The organism is Actinophytocola oryzae, from assembly GCF_004364325.1.
Classification (GTDB): domain Bacteria; phylum Actinomycetota; class Actinomycetes; order Mycobacteriales; family Pseudonocardiaceae; genus Actinophytocola; species Actinophytocola oryzae.
The window spans coordinates 112,349-131,703 of the sequence record NZ_SOCP01000009.1; the positions used below are offsets into that span (position 1 = coordinate 112,349).

General features: G+C 69.2%; 12 protein-coding genes. 4 read left to right on the plus strand and 8 right to left on the minus strand.

What is annotated here, in order from left to right; all coding sequences use genetic code 11:
- Positions 1-222: 222 nt before the first annotated feature.
- Together CLV71_RS24240 and CLV71_RS24245 are read left to right on the plus strand one after the other, a co-directional pair.
- Entirely contained in the window at positions 223-699 is a 477-nt protein-coding gene (locus tag CLV71_RS24240; protein WP_133905152.1) for a nuclear transport factor 2 family protein, read from the plus strand.
- 329 nt (positions 700-1,028) lie between these two features.
- Complete coding sequence (locus CLV71_RS24245) at positions 1,029-4,388, plus strand: 3-keto-alpha-glucoside-1,2-lyase-like domain-containing protein (protein WP_133905153.1); 3,360 nt, start codon at positions 1,029-1,031, stop codon at positions 4,386-4,388.
- A gap of 228 nt (positions 4,389-4,616) precedes the next feature.
- On the opposite strand, the gene CLV71_RS24250 is transcribed toward CLV71_RS24245, so the two are convergent.
- Both CLV71_RS24250 and CLV71_RS24255 read right to left on the minus strand, forming a co-directional pair.
- The gene (locus CLV71_RS24250; protein ID WP_133905154.1) at positions 4,617-6,101 is read right to left on the minus strand and encodes an amidase family protein; all 1,485 of its coding nucleotides are present in this window, start codon (positions 6,099-6,101) and stop codon (positions 4,617-4,619) included.
- Positions 6,102-6,134: 33 nt separating this feature from the next.
- Positions 6,135-7,271 (minus strand): L-talarate/galactarate dehydratase, encoded by a 1,137-nt coding sequence (locus CLV71_RS24255; RefSeq protein ID WP_208297729.1) that lies wholly within the window; start codon positions 7,269-7,271, stop codon positions 6,135-6,137.
- Positions 7,272-7,409: 138 nt separating this feature from the next.
- On the opposite strand from CLV71_RS24255, the gene CLV71_RS24260 reads away from it, so the two are divergent.
- Positions 7,410-8,024: a DUF4190 domain-containing protein gene (locus tag CLV71_RS24260; RefSeq protein WP_133905156.1), complete on the plus strand. Its 615-nt coding sequence runs from the start codon at positions 7,410-7,412 to the stop codon at positions 8,022-8,024.
- Positions 8,025-8,029: 5 nt separating this feature from the next.
- Here CLV71_RS24260 and CLV71_RS24265 read toward each other — a convergent pair whose 3' ends face one another.
- From CLV71_RS24265 to CLV71_RS24285, 5 genes are all read right to left on the minus strand, one after another.
- The gene (locus CLV71_RS24265) at positions 8,030-9,700 is read right to left on the minus strand and encodes an endo-1,4-beta-xylanase (RefSeq protein ID WP_133905157.1); all 1,671 of its coding nucleotides are present in this window, start codon (positions 9,698-9,700) and stop codon (positions 8,030-8,032) included.
- Between the two features lie 91 nt (positions 9,701-9,791).
- Positions 9,792-11,306 (minus strand): cellulase family glycosylhydrolase, encoded by a 1,515-nt coding sequence (locus tag CLV71_RS24270; protein ID WP_243866678.1) that lies wholly within the window; start codon positions 11,304-11,306, stop codon positions 9,792-9,794.
- A 22-nt stretch (positions 11,307-11,328) separates the two neighbouring features.
- Positions 11,329-14,244: a glycoside hydrolase family 48 protein gene (locus CLV71_RS24275; RefSeq protein ID WP_133905158.1), complete on the minus strand. Its 2,916-nt coding sequence runs from the start codon at positions 14,242-14,244 to the stop codon at positions 11,329-11,331.
- 102 nt (positions 14,245-14,346) lie between these two features.
- Positions 14,347-16,080: a glycoside hydrolase family 6 protein gene (locus CLV71_RS24280; protein ID WP_279588750.1), complete on the minus strand. Its 1,734-nt coding sequence runs from the start codon at positions 16,078-16,080 to the stop codon at positions 14,347-14,349.
- A gap of 341 nt (positions 16,081-16,421) precedes the next feature.
- The gene (locus tag CLV71_RS24285) at positions 16,422-17,210 is read right to left on the minus strand and encodes a class I SAM-dependent methyltransferase (protein WP_133905159.1); all 789 of its coding nucleotides are present in this window, start codon (positions 17,208-17,210) and stop codon (positions 16,422-16,424) included.
- A gap of 47 nt (positions 17,211-17,257) precedes the next feature.
- On the opposite strand from CLV71_RS24285, the gene CLV71_RS24290 reads away from it, so the two are divergent.
- Entirely contained in the window at positions 17,258-17,857 is a 600-nt protein-coding gene (locus tag CLV71_RS24290; RefSeq protein ID WP_133905160.1) for a TetR family transcriptional regulator, read from the plus strand.
- A gap of 52 nt (positions 17,858-17,909) precedes the next feature.
- On the opposite strand, the gene CLV71_RS24295 is transcribed toward CLV71_RS24290, so the two are convergent.
- Complete coding sequence (locus CLV71_RS24295) at positions 17,910-19,265, minus strand: cytochrome P450 (RefSeq protein ID WP_133905161.1); 1,356 nt, start codon at positions 19,263-19,265, stop codon at positions 17,910-17,912.
- Positions 19,266-19,355 lie beyond the last annotated feature (90 nt).

The following is a 19,355-nucleotide window of genomic DNA, read 5'->3' on the forward strand; positions in this document are numbered from 1 at the left end:
GGGTCTGTGGGGACGGTCGGGTTAGCCGCTTGTGACAGCCGTATGAAGACTTCCGCGCGGAGTATTACATGCTTTTACTCAAGAACGACATACTTTTGTCGACCAATGACAAAAGTTGGTACTAGTGGGGGATGGGTGGCTCCTCCCGGTCCTCGAGGGCGCATGAAGATCAAATGAGAACACGTTCTTGTCTATCGGGTCGATGTGGCGTTGGCTTGACGCATGGACCTCGTCGCACTCGAAGAGATCAAGCGCCTCAAGCACCGCTACCTCCGCTGCGTCGACACGAAGGACTGGGACGGCCTCGCGGACGTCCTCACGGCCGACGCGGTCGCCGACTACGGCACCCCGACCTACGGCAGACCGCTCAAGCTCGAGGGGAGGGCCGCGATCGTCGGCTTCATGCGTGAACAGCTCGGTCCCGGGTTGATCACCACGCACTTCGCGACCCAGCCGGAGATCGAGATCGACGGCGACACCGCGACGGGGACCTGGGCGTTCCAGGACACGGTCATCGCGGTCGAGTACGGCGTGGTGATCATCGGCGCCGCGTTCTACGAGGACCGCTACCGCCGCGAGGACGACGCCTGGCGCATCGCGCACACGGGCTACGAGCGCACCTACGAGGCGACGCTCAAGCTCGAGGACCTGCCGAGCTTCCGGCTGACCGCCAACCGGTGGGCGCCGCAACCGGCGTAGAACACGTTTCGCGCCACGCGGAGGTGCGGTTGAGCTGGGCTGTGGCAAGGGGTCGCGCCCAGCTCACGGTGCATGTTGCGATCGTCAAGCTCGCCGGACGTCGCGCTGGTCGCCGATTCGAGTCGAACAAGCGTGCGGTCCGGTCGTCGTGAGGTGCGCTCTACCTGCGGCTTGTCGGCTGACTTCGGACGCCCGTCGAACTATTGCGTCCATTCGACGTAACTTTGCATATTCTCGACAAACTTTCGTTGACCGCCAGCGAAAGTGGTCCTACTTTCGGCAACGCGGCTGTGATCCCCCTGCTTCCAACCGCTTCCCCGGGAGAAGACATGCGTCTGTCATCCCTCGCAGCGCTGTGCGCTGCGCTGGTCCTGTCCGGAGTCACGAGCGTGCCGGCCCAGGCGGCCGTGCCGCCCCAAGAGCCGGGGGTGACATTACGGGTCTACGACGTCCAGGTCGAGCTTGACCGGCTGTGCACCCTCAAACCCGGCCAGACCCCCAACATCGACAAGCTGATGCCGACGATCGACTGGAGCGGCAGCGCGTTCGGCATCGAGGACTTCTTCATGTCGGAGGCGATCGGCAACATCAACATCGCCACCGCGGGCAGCTACACGTTCCGCCTCACCAGTGACGACGGGTCGCGCATGCGGCTCGACAACAACCTCCTGATCAACAACGACGGCCTGCACGGGTCGACGCCGGTCGAGGCCACCGTCTCGCTGACCACCGGCTACCACGGGTTCAAGATCGAGCACTTCGACCGGGCGGGCGGCCAGCAGGTCACGCTCGAGTGGCGGCCACCGGGTGCGAGTGGTTTCAGCGTCGTGCCGAACTCGGTGCTGAGCACCGACGCCGGGGTCGTGCGGGTGACCGCGCCGGGCCGCAAGGAGTGCGAGGGCGGCGCCGACACCCCCGGCGACGGCCTGCCGCTCACCGGCGTGCACCCGGACCTGACGCTGACCAACCTGCGCCCCAACGGTTTCCAGCCGCAGGTGACCGGCATGGACTGGCTGCCGGACGGCCGCCTGGCCATCACCACCTGGGGCGGTTCCAACAACGTGCTCGGTGAGGTCTACCTGCTGAGCAACGTCACCGGCACCACCAGCCCGTCGCGGGTCACCACGCAGCGGATCGCCAGTGGGCTCAAGGAGCCGATGGGCATCAAGTACGTCGACGGCAAGCTCTACGTGTCGCAGAAGACCGGGCTCACCGAGCTGAACGACACCAACGGCGACTGGGTCACCGACAACTACCGCACCGTCGCGACCTGGCCGTTCGGCAACAACTTCCACGAGTTCGCGTTCGGACTGCTCTACAAGGACGGGTTCTTCTACCTCAACCTGTCCGTGGCGATCGACGAGGGCGGCAACACCACGAACCCGCAGCCCGCGCCGAACCGCGGCTCGACGCTGAAGATCAACAAGACCACGGGCGCGGTGTCCTATGTGGCCGGTGGGCTGCGCACGCCGCACGGCATCGGCTGGGGCCCGGACGGCGACATCTTCGTCACCGACAACCAGGGTGGCTGGCTGCCGTCGTCGAAGCTCGTGCACATCAAGCAGAACCGCTTCTTCAACCACTACATGAACCCGCCGGGGCCGTTCGAGTCGCAGCCGGTGACCCAGCCGGTGCTGTGGCTGCCGCAGAACGAGATCGCGAACTCGCCGAGCAACCCGATCCTGTTGTCGCAGGGGCCGTTCGCCGGCCAGTTCGTCTTCGGTGACGTCACCTACGGCGGCATCCAGCGCGGTTTCGTCGAGAAGGTCAACGGCGAGTACCAGGGCGCGGTCTTCCGCATGACGCAGGGCCTCGAGTCCGGCGTGAGCCGCATGACGCTCGGTCCGGACGGCGCGCTGTACACCGGCGGCATCGGTGCGGGCGGCAACTGGGGCCAGGAGGGCAAACTGACCTACGGCCTGCAGAAGGTCGCGTTCAACGGCAACAACGCGTTCGACATCAAGGCCATGCGGGCGGTCGCGGGTGGCTTCGAGCTGGAGTACACGCAGCCGCTGTCCACCGCGACCGCGCAGGAGGTGGCGTCGAAGTACCAGGCACAGCAGTGGCGCTACGTCCCGACCTCCGCCTACGGCGGCCCGAAGGTCGACGCGGAGACCGTGCCCGTGACCTCGGCGACGGTGTCTGCGGACCGCCGCAAGGTGACGCTGAAGATGTCCAACCTGAAGGCAGGCCGCGTGGTGTACGTCCGCTCGCCCCGCTCGTTCACCTCGGAGAGCGGTGAGCAGCTGTGGAGCACCGAGGCGTGGTACACGCTGAACGCGTTGGTCGGCGGCTTCCAGGACACCGACCTCGAGGCGGAGGCCTCGGCGCTCGGCGGCGGCGCGGTGACGGCGACCGACCACACGGGATACTCGGGCACCGGTTTCGTCGCCGGGTACTGGAACCAGGGCGCGTCGACGACGTTCACCGTGAGCGTGCCCACCGCGGGCTCCTACCAGGCGCGGCTGCGGTACGCGAACGGCCCTGACCCGGTCGCGGGCGCCAAGACGGTCAGCCTCTACGTGAACGGGACGAAGGTGCGGCAGGTCTCGTTGGCCAGCACCGGGAACTGGGACACGTGGGCCACGAAGACCGACGCGGTGACCCTCGCCGCGGGCACGAACTCGATCTCCTACCGCTACGACGCGGGCGACGGTGGCAACGTCAACCTCGACCGGCTCACCGTCGGCGCGACGACGCAGATCCTCGACACCGACCTCGAGGCGGAGTCGTCGGGTCTCGGCGGTGGTGCCGAGGTCGCGACCGATCACGCAGGCTACTCGGGCAGTGGTTTCGTGGCCGGGTACTGGAACCAGGGCGCGTCCACGACGTTCACCGTGACCGTGCCGACCGCGGGCACGTACCAGTCGCGGCTGCGGTACTCCAACGGCCCGAACCCGTTCGCGGGCAACAAGAGGGTGAGCCTGTACGTCAACAACGCGAAGGTGCGGCAGATCTCCCTGGCCAGCACCGGCAACTGGGACACGTGGGCGATCCAGACCGACGTGGTGACGCTGAACGCGGGCGCCAACACCGTGTCCTACCGGTACGACGCGGGTGACGACGGCAACGTGAACCTCGACAAGCTCACGGTCGGGGCCGGCTCGCGGATCGTGCTGTTCGACGGCACCGGGCTCGGTGCGTGGGAGGCCCGCTCGGGTGGCGCGGCGAACTGGCCGATCTCGGGTGGTTCGGTCGAGTCGCTCGGCGGTGACATCCGCACGAAGCAGAAGTTCGGCGACTTCCGGCTGCACGTCGAGTGGTACGAGCCGGAGTACCCGCCGGAGGTGACCGGTCAGGCCCGCGGCAACAGCGGCGTGTTCCTGCAGGAACGGTACGAGGTGCAGGTGCTGGAGTCCTACGGCAAGCCGGCGGCCGACAACGAGGCGGGCAGCATCTACTCGAAGCGCGCGCCGGACGCGAACGTGGCCACCCCGTCGGGCACGTGGCAGACCTACGACATCACCTTCCGCGCGGCGAGGTTCGACAGCGCGGGCAACAAGACCGCGAACGCCCGCGTGACGGTGGTGTGGAACGGCGTGACCGTGCACGACAACGTGGAGATCAACGGCGGCACCGGCGACAACCTCCCCGAGGACGCCACACCGCAGTCGATCCGGCTCCAGGACCACGGCGACGCCGGCGCGAACCCCCGCTACCGCAACATCTGGATCGAGCCGCTGACCTGACGGTCACGGCGGGCACGAACCCGAGCCCGGGGTCGACGCGGCGGAACAGCGCCGGGTCGACCCCGGGCTCGGGTTTCCCGCTGTCCACGAGGTGGTGGACACTACCGTCGAGGACCGGTCGGACCTCTCGGCGGACGGATCGACCTCGGTGCCGACCGGGAGCGGCTGATCATGGCGTTGAAGCCGCGCGACTCGCGATCCGACTCCCGAGTGGGTCTGACCTGACGGTCACGGCGGGCACGAGCCCGAGCCGGGGTCGACGTAGCGGAACAGCGCCGGGTTGACCCGGGTCGGGGGTTGGCGCAGGCCGCTGGCCTGCTCGTACGCGTACGCGTAACCGATCAGTGTCGGTTCGGTCCACGCCTGGCCCAGCAGGGTGATGCCGAACGGGTGGCGGTTCGTCGTGCGGTAGCCGGCGGGCACGGTGATCGAGGGGTAGCCGGCCAGGGCGCCGAGTGACGCGCTGCCGGAGCCGGTGAACAGCAGCGCGGTCAGGTCGTGGCGGTCCAGGACGGCGTCGACGCGGTCGCGGCTGTCCACCAGGTCCTTCGCCCGGTCCGCGGCGTGGCGGGCGGTGTCGGCGCTGTCGGGGGAGAGGTCCATGGCCTGTGCCGTCAGCGCGCGGGCCTGGCCGTACTTGAGCGTCGCCGCGGCGTTGGCCTCGTTGTGGGAGATCACCTCGGCCAGCGTGCGGACCGGGGCGCCCGCCGGGAGACGCGCCAGGTACTCGTTCAGGTCCCGTTTGAACTCGTAGTGCAGGACCGTCGAGTCGTCGCCGCAGCCGCTGTCCAGGTCGACGTCCACCAGGGTCGCGCCCTGTTCCCGGAGCACGGTGCACGCCGCGTCCCACAGCGGTCGCCCGTCACCGTCCGGGACCTGGTCCGCGACCACGCCGATCCTCGCGCCCCGCAGGGCATCCGGGTGCAGTGAGCGGGTGAGATCGCGGTCCGCCAACGGGTTTCCGGCCGTCGCCGGGTCGTCGGGGTCGATGCCTGCCATGGCGCTCAGCAGGACGGCCGCGTCGGTGACGGTTCTCGTCATCGGGCCCGCGGTGTCCTGGCTCGCCGCGATCGGGAGGATGCCGCCCCGGCTGGCCAGGCCCAGCGTCGGTTTGACGCCCACCACCGAGTTCGCCGCCGCGGGGCTCAGGATCGAGCCGTTGGTCTCCGTGCCCACGGCGAGCGCGGCCAGACCCGCGGCCACCGCCGACGCCGAGCCCGCGCTCGAGCCGCTCGGCGACCGGGAGGCGTCGTAGGGGTTGCGGACCTGGCCGCCGAGCGAGCTGTACCCACCGGGCATGCCCTCGGCCAGGAAGTTCGCGAACTCCGTCAGGTTCGTCTTGCCGATGATCACCGCCCCGGCGCGGCGCAGGTTCGTGACCAGTGCGGCATCTGCCGCGGGGTAGGCGTGCTCCAGCGCGACCGACCCCGCGGTCGTCGGCATGCCCCGCACGTCGATGTTGTCCTTGACCAGCACGGGTATCCCGAGCAGCCGACCGTGCGGACCGCCGCGCAGCCGGTCGGCCTCGGCCGCATCGGCGAGCGCGTCCGGGTTGAGCGCGCGCACCGCGTTGAGCGCAGGCCCCCGCGAGTTGAACACCTCGATGCGGCCCAGGTACGCCTGGACGAGGTCCACGCTGGTGATCGTCCCGGCGTCGAGCAGCGTCGCCAGCTGCCGGACGGACGCGACCTCGAGGTCGACGGCGCTACCCATGATCACGAGCGTGGCGGTCCGGGGCGGCCCCGGTCAACCACCCACCGTGCTCTTCTCCACGGTCCATTCCCGCGCCCGGTCGCTCAGCGTGATGCCGAGACCGGGCCGAGCGGACAGGTGCATGCGCCCGTCCACACATTCCAGGCGCTCGTTGAACAACGGGTACAGCCAGTCGAAGTGCTCGACCCACGGCTCGGCCGGGTACGCGGCGGCGAGGTGGACGTGGATCTCCATCGCGTAGTGCGGTGCCAGCCCGAGGTTCGCGTGCTCGGCGAGCGTCGCGAGCTTCAGGAACTGCGTGATGCCACCGATCCTCGGCGCGTCCGGCTGCAGGATGTCGACCGCGCGGTGGCGGATCAGCTCGTGGTGCTCACCGACGCTCGTCAGCATCTCGCCCGACGCGACCGCCGTGGTCAGCGCCCGGGTGAGGTCCGCGTGGCCCTCCGCGTCGTAGGCGTCCAGCGGCTCCTCGATCCACACCAGGCCGAACTCCTCCAGCGCCCTGCCCATCCGCATGGCCGTCGGCCGGTCCCACTGCTGGTTGGCGTCCACCATCAGCGGCACCGCGTCGCCGAGGTGCTCGCGCACGGCCGCGACCCGCCGCAGGTCCTCGCGCCAGTCCGGCTGGCCCACCTTGACCTTGATGCCGCCGATGCCGGACGCCAGTGTCGCGGTCGCGTTGTCCTTGACCTGCTCCACCGACTCGTGCAGGAACCCACCGGAGGTGTCGTAGCACCGCACCGAGTCCCGGTGCGCGCCGAGGAGCTTCGCCAGCGGCAGGCCCGCGCGCTTCGCCTTCAGGTCCCACAGCGCCACGTCGATCGCGGCCAGCGCCTGGGTCGCGGCGCCGCTGCGGCCCACCGACGCACCCGCCCACACGAGCTTGGTCCACAGGCGGCCGATGTCGCTCGGGTCCTCGCCGAGGAGGTCCGGCGCGACCTCCCGGGCGTGCGCGAACTGGGCGGGGCCGCCCGCGCGCTTGGCGTAGCCGAAGCCGACACCCTCGTGCCCCGACTCGGTCGTGATCTCCGCGAACAGGAACGCGACCTCGGTCATGGGTCGCTGCCGCCCGGTGAACACCTTGGCGTCGCTGATGCCGGTCGGCAGCGGGAGGGTCACCGAGGACAGCGTGACCGAGGCGATCCGGTCGAGAACGGCGGCGTTGCTCATGCGCCCAACGTAGGAACGGCGTGTGATCGCTGTCCAACGCTTGTTTCGCATCGGGTGATACCCGCCGCGCATGACGCACGAGGGGTATCGGGCGATGCCGTACACTCCGCTCCTTCGTTCGAACACTGGGGGAGAGACATGTCCGAGCCAGACGGGCCGACAACGGCCGAGCGGAGACAGGCCGCGTTCGACGAGCTGATGCGCATCGAGAACGACCGGAACAGGGCGCCGGTCAGCGGGCTCGCGGTCGCCACACTGGTGTTCGGGATCCTCGGTGGTGTCCTCGCACTGGTCTTCGGGTTCTTCGCGATCTCGCAGATCCGCGACGGGCAGCGGCGCGGCACGGGCTTCGTGGTCGCGGGGTTCGCCGCGTTCGTGGCGTGGGTGGTCTACCTCACGGTCCTCGCCACCTCACCGGCCGGACCCCAGCCGGTGAACGGGGTGGACCTGAAGGCGGGGGAGTGCTTCCAGGCACCGGGCATGTCCGGTGAGGTCTCCGTGGTCCGGACGGACTGCACCGAGCCGCACACCGGTGAGGCGTTCACGGTCTTCACCGTGCCGGACGGCACCTATCCCGGCAGCGTCGAGCTGTTCGACGAGAGCATCGCGCGGTGCCAGAGCGAGGTCGCCGGGATGCCCGCGGACGGGCGTGTGCAGGTCATGACGCCCAGCCCCGAGACGTGGGAGAAGCGGAAGTCCCACACGGTCGTGTGTTACTTCCGCTTCTCCGACGAGGTGACCCACCCGCTCTGAGGGCGTTACGCCGTCGTGCAGGCCGCGCCGTTCAGCGTGAACGTCGTCGGCGCCGTGTTGGTGCCGCTGTAGGTGCCGTTGAAGCCGATCTGCACCGACGCGTTCGCGGAGAGGGTGCCGTTGTAGGACATGTTGGTCGCGGTCACGTTCGCGCTGCCGGAGGCCTGCGTCCACGTCGCGTTCCAGCCCTGACTCACCCGCTGCCCGGACGGGAACGCGAACGCCAGCGTCCAGCCGTTGACCGTCGCCGTGCCGGTGTTGGTGATCGTCACGCTCCCGCTGAAGCCACCGCCGTCACCCCAGTTCGACGCCGTGTACGCGACCCGGCAGGGGCCCGCGGCAGGGCCGGACGCGGTCGTGAACGTCACCGTCGCCGACGGGGTCGACAGGTTCCCCGCGCCGTCCCTCGCCCGCACGTACACCTGGTACTGGGTGCTCGGGGTCAACCCGGTCAACGTCGTCGAGGCCGAAGTGGACTGACCGAGCAGCGGGTCGGTCGTGCCCTGCTCCCGGTAGACGTTGTAGCCGGACAGACCACTGCCGCCCGAGTCCGTCGACGCCGACCACGACAGTGCCGCGGTGCTCGACGTCACGCCGGACGCGGTCGGCGTACCGGGTGTGGTCGGCGCGGTGGTGTCCGGAGTGGACCCGCCCGCCAGCGCGTCGTGCACGGCCGTGTACGCGGGCTTCTGCCGGAAGCTCTCGTCGACCAGCAGTGCGGCGCCCTCGCCGGGGAAGGTGTTCGGCACCCACGAGTACTTGTCCGTGTAGCCCCAGGTGGTGATGCCGACGCAACGGGTGACCGCGAGACACGCGTCGATCACGTTCTTGAAGTACGTCGCCTGGGTCGCGAGCTTCGTCGAGTCCGACGGCAGCTGCATGCGCACGTCCAGCTCGGTGATCGCCACGTCGAGTCCGAGGTCGGCGAACCGCTGCAGGTTCTGCTGCATCTGCGACGGGAACCCGTACTGGATCGCCAGGTGCGCCTGGAAGCCGACGCCGTCGATCGGCACGCCCTGCGACAGCAGCGACTGCACCAGCGTGTACATGGCGTTGCTCTTCGCGCCCATGCCGTCGGTGTTGTAGTCGTTGATGTACAGCTTCACGTCCGGGTCGGCCGCCCTGGCCGCGCGGAACGCGTCGGCGATGTAGCTGGACCCGAGCTTGGCGTACCAGAACGAGTTCCGCATCGTGCCGTCGTCGTTGAGCGCCTCGTTCACGACGTCCCACGCGTACAGCTGGCCCTCGTAGTGGTTCACCACGTTGGTGATGTGGTTCTGCAGGGCCGAACGCAGCGCGGTCGCGTCGAGGTTCTGCACCCAGTTCGGTGTCTGCTGGTGCCACACCAGCGTGTGGCCGCGGACGGTCTGGCCGTTGGCGCGGGCCAGGCTCACGATCTCGTCGCCCCTGGTGTAGCTGAACTGGCCCTGCGTCGGCTCGGTCGAGTCCCACTTCATCGCGTTGCCGGGCGTCAGCTGGCTGAACTCGCTCGCGATGAGCGGCCGGTACTGCGCGTCGGTGATCTCGTTGTTGTCCACCGCGTCGCCGAAGTACTTGCCGCGCGCGGCGGCGTGCACCTTCAGCGGGTCCGCGGAGGCGGGTGCGGCCAGCACGACCACCCCGGCGAGCCCCGACAGGACGACGAGCGTGGCGGCGAGTGCTCTTCTCACGAACATGGCCTGTTCCTGGCTTTCTGTGAGGTTCCCGGGGGTGCCCGTGCGGGGGTGCCTGCGAAGGGGCGGCGGGCACCCCCGGGAAGGTGCAGCGTCAGGCCACCGAACAGGCCTGGCCGTTGACCGTGAAGGCCGACGGTCGTGCGTTCGTGCCCGTGTAGGCGGCGTTGAAGCCCAGCCCGGTGACCGACTGGCCCGCGGCGATCAGGCGGTTGTGGTCCGCGTTGGTCGCCGTGACGCCTGCGCTACCGGACGCCTGCGTCCAGTTCGCGCTCCAGCCGTTGGTGATGCGCTGGTTGCCGGGGAAGGTGAACCCCAGCGACCAGCCGTTGATCGCCGACGTGCCCGTGTTGGCGATCGACACCGACGCGCTGAAGCCGGTGCCCCAGTCGTTCACCGCGTAGGTGACGCGGCAGGACACGGTCGGTGTGGGCGGCGGGTCGGTCGGCCCGGTGCCGCCGGACGGTGCGATGAGGTAGGGATCCAGGTACGCCTGCTTGGTCGTGTTGACCGTGGTCCAGTCGTCGTTCAGGATCCCGCCCGTGTCACCGGAGTTGGGGTTCCACGACCAGTAGGTGAAGCTGATCGCGTCGGTGCCCTTGCCCGTGTAGGCCATGAGCGCCGAGAGCCACTGCCGGTCACGCGGGTCGGCGAGCGTGGTGCCGAACTCGCCGAGCAGCACCGGGGCCACGTTGTTCTTGTACAGGTAGCCCCAGTTCTTGTCCCAGATCGCCGGGAGGTTGCTGGGGAACGCGGGGTCGGAGAACCACGGCTGCGCGAACACGGACGTCGCGTAGTCGTGCGCGGAGTACACGAGCCGGTTGGCCACGTTCAGCCGCACCGGTGCGGTCGCCGCGCCCTGGAGGTTGCCGCCCCACCAGTAGCCGCTGCCGTTGTAGGAGTCGACGCCCTCGACGACGATCAGCCAGTCGGGGTTGATCGCGAGGATGGCGTTGCCCGCCCGCTCGGCGGCGAGCCGCCAGTCGGTCGTGGCGCTGCCACTGCCCCAGTCGGAGCCGCCGCCACCCTGGACGCCGTGCGGCTCGTTGTGGAGGTCCGCGCCGATCACCGTGGTGTTGCCGAGATAGCGGGTCGCGAGCATCCGCCAGTCGGACAGCCACCTGCTCTCCGGGTACTGGGCCGTGTACCAGAGCGCGGACTGCGCCCCGGAGTCCGGCCGGTGCCGGTCGAGCAGCACCTTCATGCCGATCTGGCCGGCATAGGCGATGATCTTGTCCATGATCTGGATGCCGTTCAGGCCCTCCAGATCCGGGCTGAGGTCGTAGCGGATGCTGTTGGGGGTGCTGCCGGAGTCGAAGAGCTGGCTGGAGAAGGGCAACCGCAACGTGTTGTACTTCAGGCTCTTCATCTGGTCGAGCATGTCCTTGTAGCCCCGGGACCACAGGCCGTGTGGCGCGTAGTTCGCCGTCTCCAGGCCGAACCAGTTGATCCCGGTCATGCGTACGGGTTGGTTGCTGGCGTCGAGCAGCTGCCGGCCACTGGTGTGCCAGTAGCCGGTGCCGGCCGCCGAGGCGGGCCCTGCCGAGGCAAGGCCCACCACGGGAACGACCACAAGAGCCAACAACAACGCCATGAGTCGCTTGATCATGGATTGTTGTTCCGTTCACTCATCAGGGAAAGAGCCTGCCGTACTCGGCCATGGCCATCGCGACGTCGGCCTGCGCCCAGAACCGGTGGTACCGGAACGTGGGTGCGGAGCCACCGTTGAGATAGGACTGGACCGAGGACCACGCCGGGTCCTGCTTGTACCAGGACCGGAGGCCGACGAACGTCGACGACGAGTTGATCGGGTCGCCGTTCGACATGGTGCCGGTGAAGTTGCTCGGCACGTAGACGGGGTCGTCGAACCGGTTGTAGTCGGCCCGGGACTCGACGGTCGAGATGCCGCGCGTGTCCTGGTTCGGCGTGGCCCACATGGCGTCGAGGAGGTTCTTCGCCATGTCGCGAGCGGCCGTGTTGCCGGACTCGGACGCGTAGTGCGCCAGGGTCTTCACCAGCGCCGCGGTGACGCCGACATCCTGCCCACGGCTGGTGACCGTGACGTGCAGGTTGGTGTTGGCGGCCGGGTTCGACGGGTTCCACGTGGCCGGTGCGCCCGACCACGACAGGTCGCTCGGGACGGCCCAGGTGCCCGCCGACGGGTTCGCCGTCGTGTTCGCGAGCGCCCACGGCACCCACTTGTCCAGCACGGCCTTGGCCGCGGCGTTGCCGGTCTGGTTGTACAACTCGGCGACGCGCTCCATCGACCACACCTGCATGCCGAACCACTGGTTGCTCGGCGGGTCGTGGTAGACGGGCTGGACGTCGTAGTACATGCCGTAGAACGTCGACGACCCGGACGGCGGGGTCGCGTAGCGGCCCGCCCAGCTGTTGGTCGCGCCACCGGCGATGCCGCCCTCGGCGGACTGCAGCCACCGGTAGAACTCCAGCTGCCTGGTCAGGCTCGCGGACCAGTCGGCCTGCGCGCTCGGCGACTGCGGCTTCAGTGCGGGCACGTTCGCCAGCGCGTACGCGGCGAGCGGGTTCTGGTAGCCGAAGTGCGCCTGACCGGAGCCGATGCGCCACGCCCAGCCGCCCTCGGTCGCACCACCCCACGCGTAGTACCACGTGAGCAGGCCGGTCGAACTGTTCTTCCCGCTGCCCGCCGGGCAGGTGGTCGGACCGACGCAGTTGCCGACCTGCTTGAAGTACTTGTCGTAGAACGCGTACCGCAGGTAGTCACCCATCTTGGCCGCCTTGGCCATGGTGGACGCGACGTCGGCCTGCTTGCCCTGCTGTGTCGCCCAGACGTTGGCCCAGTAGGCCGCCTGCACGGCACGCGCGTCGGCGTCGGGCGCGTTCGTGTAGCGCCACTGCCGTGCGTACTGGGAGTCCTGGATGTACAGCGGCAGGAACCCGTTCGGGCCACCCTGCCCGGAGTTGAACGGCTCCCACGACGGCTGCGGCACCGTCTCCCACACCGACTCCTGCGGGCCGCGCTGGAAGGTGTTGATGTAGGAGGGGCTGCCGGTGCGGTCGCCGCGGCGACCGTAGCCGTAGCGGTTGTCCACGTCGAGCAACCAGTGCATGCCGTAGATGTCACTCGTGCCGTAGGCGCTGGACAGCTCGCTCGCCAGCGGGTCGTTGCCGGTGGACACGTTGGCGTCCAACGGAACCGGGTACTGGTTCGGGGTGTCCTGCTCCGGCGCGTACGTCGCCGTGTCGTTCGGGTTGTACGCGGAGTTGGTCGGCTGGTCGGCGTGCGTCGGGATGATGTTGGTCTCCATGGACGTCCAGGCGGTGTTGAACCTGGACCAGTCCTGGGTCGCCTGCCCGTACTGCGCCTCGAGCCAGAGCCAGTAGCTGAACGCCTCGGACGTCGTCACGTGCCCGTAGTCCGGTGCCTCGACGATCAGCGTTTCCACGGAGTGGTAGGGAATCGGCGGGTTGTGGCTGGAGAAGTAGCCGTTCGCCGGATTCTTGATCTTGTTGTACAGGTCCATGAACCGTTGCGCGTAGCTCGACAGGTCGTTGTCGCCCTCGGTGGCGGTGATCGTCGCCGAGGTCTGGCCGGTCGCGCTCGCGGTGAACGTGGCGGTGCCCGCGGCACTGTCGGTGTCCTCCGCCGCGTTCAGCGTCACGGTCTGCGCGGTGTTCCAGTTCGACGTGGTGAACGTGCGCGTCGCGCCCGTGCCGACGGTCAGGTCGGTGTCGCCGCTCGTGCGTGCCGTCGTCACCGTCACGCTTGAGGACGGTTGCGCGGACAGGCGCAGTGACACCGTCGCGCTGCCGCCCTCGGCCACGGTGACCGCGGTCGGGGTCGCGACGACCGACGGACCCGTGTTGGCGCCCACCGTCACGTCGGCGGGTGCCGAGTTGGTGAAGGCTCCCGAGTTGTCGTAGGCGCGGGCCACCACCACGTAGTTGCCCGCTGCCACGTTGCTCCACGTGCCCGTGTACGGGCTGGAGGTGTCGGTCCCGAGCAGCGTGCTGCCCGCGTAGAACTCCACCCGTGCGACCGAGCCGTCGGAGTCGGCGGCCGTCGCGGCGAGTGGCACGTTCGCGCCGGCCGTGTAGGTCGCGCCGTTCGCCGGCGAGGTCAGGCTCACCGTCGGGCCGGTGTTCGCGCCGGTGCACAGGGTGCCGTTGACGGCGAAGTTGGTCGGGCTCGCGTTGGTGCTGCCCGTGTAGGTGCCGTTGAAGCCGATCCCCGTCGACCCGTTGGTCGCCAGGGTGCCGTTGTAGGACATGTTCGTCGCGGTCACGGTCGCGCTGCCGGACGCCTGGGTCCAGTTCGCGTTCCAGCCCTGGGAGATCCGCTGGGTGCCGGGGAAGGTGAAGGTGAGGGACCAGCTCGTGATGGGGTCGCCGAGGTTGTGCAGGGTGAGGTTGGCCGAGAAGCCGCCACCACCCCAGTTGCTCGCGCTGTAGTCCACCGAGCAGCTCACGGCCTGAATGGAGAGGACGTCGGCGCTGGCCGGGATGGCCAGTGGCACGACGAGTGCGAGACACGCTGGGAGCGCTCCCAGACGACGTCTGAGTCTCATGACCTAACTCCGATGATCGATCGGATTGATGCGGGGGGAGCGCCGCCCGCCTTCGCGCGGCGCGGGGCCGTGCGAAGGCGGGCGGTCTCTCTCAGCTGTCGCTCACAGCGCCGGGTAGGCGTTCTGCATGAGCTGCTGGAACTGGGCGGAGAACCAGTGACCGGACAGCGGTGCGTTGGGCAGCGCGCCGGACATGTTGTTCTGGTTGCGCGGGTTGCCGGTGTACGTCGGGTCGCACATCCGGTCGAAGCCCTTGCCCTCGTCGTTCGGGATCTGCGAGCTGGAGCCGTCGGACTCGCCCGGCGGCTTGATCCACACGTACGCGTCGATCCCGGTCGCGGGCGCCGACCTCGGGCGCTCGCCGAGGCCTGCCCCGGACTGGTTGCACCAGTTGCCGAGGTGGATGCGGCGGTCGATCCGCGACTGGTTCATGAAGGTGATCGGGTCGGTCGACGTGCTCGCGGCGGTGGGCCGGGCGGAGCCGCCCCAGCCGTTGCGCGAGGTGTCGATCAGCATGCCGATGTTCGAGCCGAAGCACGAGGCCGCCTTCGTGCGGAAGTCCTGCGCGAAGGAGAGCTCGTCGACGTAGCGGTTCCAGTCGACCCAGCCACCGGACACCTCACGCAGCACCCTGCCGCCCACCGTGGTGTTCGCGGTGAAGAACGGCTCGCGCAGCGCGCTGTAGTTGGCGGTGTTGGTGATGAAGCCCCACACGTCGGCCGGGGTCGCGCCCTGTGCCCGCGCGGCCTGGCAGGTGATGTCGATCGTCGGCTGGAGGTTGTCGTCCCAGCCGATCCAGCCGTGGTGGCCCGCGTCGATGTAGTTGTAGACGTTCGGCACGTCGCCGAGCTTGTTCAGCGCGTAGCCGACACCGTTGACGTAGTTGCCGTTCGACTTCATCGTGTCGCACTGGGCCGTCGCCGTCTCGCGCGGCGCGACGTTGGTGATCAGGTTCGGCAGCGAGTCGATCTCGATGACCGTGACGATCCGCAGGTTGGCGTAGGCCGGCCTGGCGAGGATCGCGGCGATCGCGTCGATGTACTCGGACTTGTACCTGGAGAGGTCACCGGGGCCGAGCTCGCCGTTGGAGGCCAGCGCGGCACAGTCGCGACCGGGCAGGTTGTAGATGACGACCTGGAACACCATCGGCGTCGAGCCGTTCGCGGCGTCCTGCTGCACCGCACCGTCGAGGTGCGAGGCGAGGCCGCGGGCACCGGTCGTGCCCGCGATCGCGGCGATCCGGTCCATCCACACCCCGGTGGGCTGGTTGGCGATGCGGCTGCCGCCGGACTCTGCACGTGCCTTCGCGGCCCAGTCCGGGTTCACGTAGACGCCCGCGCCCGCGTACGGGTTGTTGACCCGGTCGGCCGGTGTCTCCGGGTTCTCGCCCGGGTCCTCGGGGTCCTCGCCGGGGGGCTGGCCGGTGCACGCGACGCCGTTGAGCGAGAAGCTCGTCGGCGCCGGGTTGCTGCTGCCCGTGTAGGTGCCGTTGAAGCCGATCTGGACGGACGCGCCGGTGGCGAGCGAGCCGTTGTAGGACATGCTCGTCGCGGTCACGTTCGCGCTGGACTGGGTCCAGTTCGCGTTCCAGCCCTGGCTGACTCGCTGGCTCGTGCTGGGGAAGGCGAAGGTGAGCGTCCAGTTGGAGAGGGCGTCACCGAGGTTGTTGACGGTGACGTTGGCGCTGAAGCCGCCGCCACCCCAGTTGCTGGCCGAGTAGTCGATCCGGCAGGCGGTCGCCGCACTGGCCGGGGAGGCGCCCAAGGTCATGACGAACGTCGTGGCCATCACGACGAACGACACGGCCGCGGCCGTGATACGGCGACCGCTGCGCACCCTTCTGAATGTCGGTTTGATTCTGAGCCTCATCGCAGTTCCTCTCGCTCAACGTTGAGCGGGCGCTCTGGGAGCGCTCCCAGAATCGGAGTCTAACGTGTGTTAACGCCGTGTGTACAGCCTCTCACCCACGATGAACAGTTAAGTTCGCACTGGCGATCTTGGGTCATCCGATCTCTCACCTGGCCGGTTGGTTGGAACTTTCGGTAATTGACGGGTCTACCGGCAGTGATCGCGGAGGGTGTTGGACACGGCTTGACAGCCGGGCGAAAGGTCTGGATTCTGGGAGCGCTCCCAATCGGAGATCCACTGACCGGGCGGGCGACGAGGCGTGTCCTGGGTCAGGCGCGGGTGATCGCGACGCCCACGGTGGTGAAGCGTGTGGTGAACGAGCCGCCCATCGCGTCGATCGCGGCGCCGACGTCGGTGAGGATCGGGTCGAGCCGCTCCGGCGGGACGCGGGTGAGGGGGCCCAGGGTGGGCATGAGGTCCAACCACTGGTCGCGGGTGGAGGTCCGCTCCACCTCGAACCGCCACGTCCGCGGCTCGCCGAAGGCGCCCGTGGCGGCGAGCCTCTCGCCGGTCGAGGTGATCAGCGGCTGGTAGGGGTTCGCGTCCTGCTTCACGCCGTCGAGGTTGAAGGGGGAGTCGGGCACGGCGCGGCGAAGCGCCGTCGCGGTGGCGCTCTGGATCTCCGCGGGTGGCATGAACACGTGCCAGAACGCCGCGAACAGGCCGCCGGGACGCAGGGTCGACAACACCTTCGCCGCGCCGGCCACCGGGTCCACCCAGTGCCATGCCTGCGCGGCCACCACCGCGTCGAACGTGCGACCCGCCGGGTCCCAGTCCTCGAAAGTCGACACCTCGACCGCCACGCCCGTCTCGCGTGCGACCCCGGCCATCCGCGGGTCCGGTTCCAGGCCCAGCACCGTGGCGCCCGCCGCCTGGAGCTGGCGTGCCGCGATGCCGGTGCCGCAGCCGACGTCGAGGACGTCACCGCCGGGACTGGTGGCCACGATGCGGTCGATCAGCTCCGCCGGGTAGGCGGGACGGGCGCGGTCGTAGCGTTGTGCGTCGGTGCCGAAGGACTCGGCTATGCGTCGGTACTGGTGTGGTTCTAGAGTGGGCATGCGCCCACCTTAAGTGGGCAAGCGCCCATTACGCAAGGAGAGAGCGCGTGCCAACCGGTGTGGCCCTTCGTGACGTGCGCAGGCAGCTGTTCGACGCGGCCGAGCGGGTGCTGCTCCGGGACGGCCCGAGCGGTCTGACCAGCCGCGCGGTCACCGAGGAGGCGGACGTCGCGAAAGGCGTGCTGCACCGGCACTTCGCCGACTTCGACGCCTTCCTCGCGGAGTTCGTGCTCGACCGCGTGAACCGGTTGGACGCGGGCGCGCTGCGGGAGTCGGCGGGCACCGGCTCGGTCGTGGACAACATCGCCGAGGCGGTCGTGGCCGTGTTCGGGTCGGTCGCGGTGGCGATCGTGCCGCTCGTGACCTTCCGGGACGGGCTGCGGGCACGCCTGCGTGACGCGTGGCCCGCGGGTGTCCCGGTGCTGACCGACGCCGCGGAGATGATCACCGACTACCTCGGCGCCGAGCGCGAGCTGGGGCGGGTCAGGGAGAACGCGGACCCCCAGTTCCTGGGGCCCATGCTCGTCGGGTCCGCGCACCTGCTCTTCGCCGACCGCACCGGCACGCCGCCGACACCGGAGGCCGTGCGGAAGATGGTGGCCTCGGCACTCGGCGGCGCGCTGCGCGGCCCGACCGGAACGCACTGAAGGACGCCTTCGTGACGCTGGGCGCAAGGAAGGCGTCCTTCAGTGCGGTGGACTAGAGCGGGCGGCCGCGTGGGGTCAGGCGGACGCGGACCGGCTTGTCCGGACCGAGCGTCAGCAGCGGTCTCGGTTCGACCGGCTCCCGGGACTCCAGCTCGATGCGGTACCGCTGCATGGTGCTCGCGACGACGAGCAGCATCTCGGTCAGCGCGAACTGGTTGCCGATGCACAGGTGTGGGCCCGACCCGAACGGGAAGAACGCGGCGCGGTCGCGTTTCGCGGCCTCCTCGGCCGTGAACCGCTCCGGGCGGAACTCGTCGGGCTCGTCCCAGAACTCCGGGTGCCGGTGCGCGTGGTAGGCGCTGAAGAAGATCTCCGTGCCCGCCGGGACGCGGAAGCCGCCGATCTCGTCGTCCTCCTGCGCACGCCGGGAACCCAGCCACGCCTGCGGGTACATCCGCATCGTCTCGTCGAGCACCGAGCGGGTGTAGGTCAGCTTGGCGCAGTCGGCGAGGGTCGGCGCCCTGCCCTCCAGCTGGTCGTCGACCTCGCGCAGCACCCGCTGCTGGATCTCGGGGTGGCGGCCGAGCCGGTACCACGCCCACGTGAGCACGTTGGCGCTCGTCTCGTGCCCGGCCCACAGCATGATCATGACCTGGTCGCGCAGCTGCTCGTCGGTCAGGCGGGCGCCGGTCTCCTCGTCCTGCGTCATGATCAGCATCGACAGGAGGTCACCGCGGTCCACCTGGTCGGTCAGGTGCTGCATGATCACGTAGTCGATGATCTCCTCGGCGATCTCGCGGCTCGCCCAGTACCGCCGGTGGCCCGCGGTCGGCACGGACAGCGGCAGCAGCGGGAACCGCACCCACTCGCCGAGCTGGTGGTCGACGGTCTCGATGGCGGCGGCGAACCGGTCGCACACCTCGCCTTCCTCCAGCGCGAACAACGCACGTGCCACGACCCGCAGCGTCAGGCTGCGCATCTCCTCGGCGGCGTCGATGACCTCGCCGTTGGCGGCAGGCTGCGCCCAGCGTTCGATGCGGGCGCGGATCACGGCGAGCATGTGCTCGGTCATCGACGCGACGCGCTGGTAGTGGAAGGACGGCTGCATCATCCGCCGCATGGACCGCCACTCCTCACCGCCCTCGACGGTCGCGAGACCTCGGCCGAAGAAGTTGCGGGTCATCTTGTACGCCATGGAGTCGCGCGTGTAGGTCGCCGACTTCTGTTGCAGCACCCGCCGGATGTGGTGCGGGTGGCGCAGCAGCGTGACCCTGGTGGTGGCGAGGCGGAACGACGAGACGTCGCCGTAGGTGTCCACCACGTTGGTGAGGTACGCCAGCGGCGCCTTCGGGTAGGTCAGCATCGTCCTGACCAGGTTCGTCGGTCCTGGCGGAGAGGGAAGCGGCACGGGTTTCGATCCTGCCAGAGCACGGCGTGGATTCGAGGTCCGTTTGGTCGAACTGGCTCCGGCGTTCGGACGTTCCAGTATCTTGCCTAC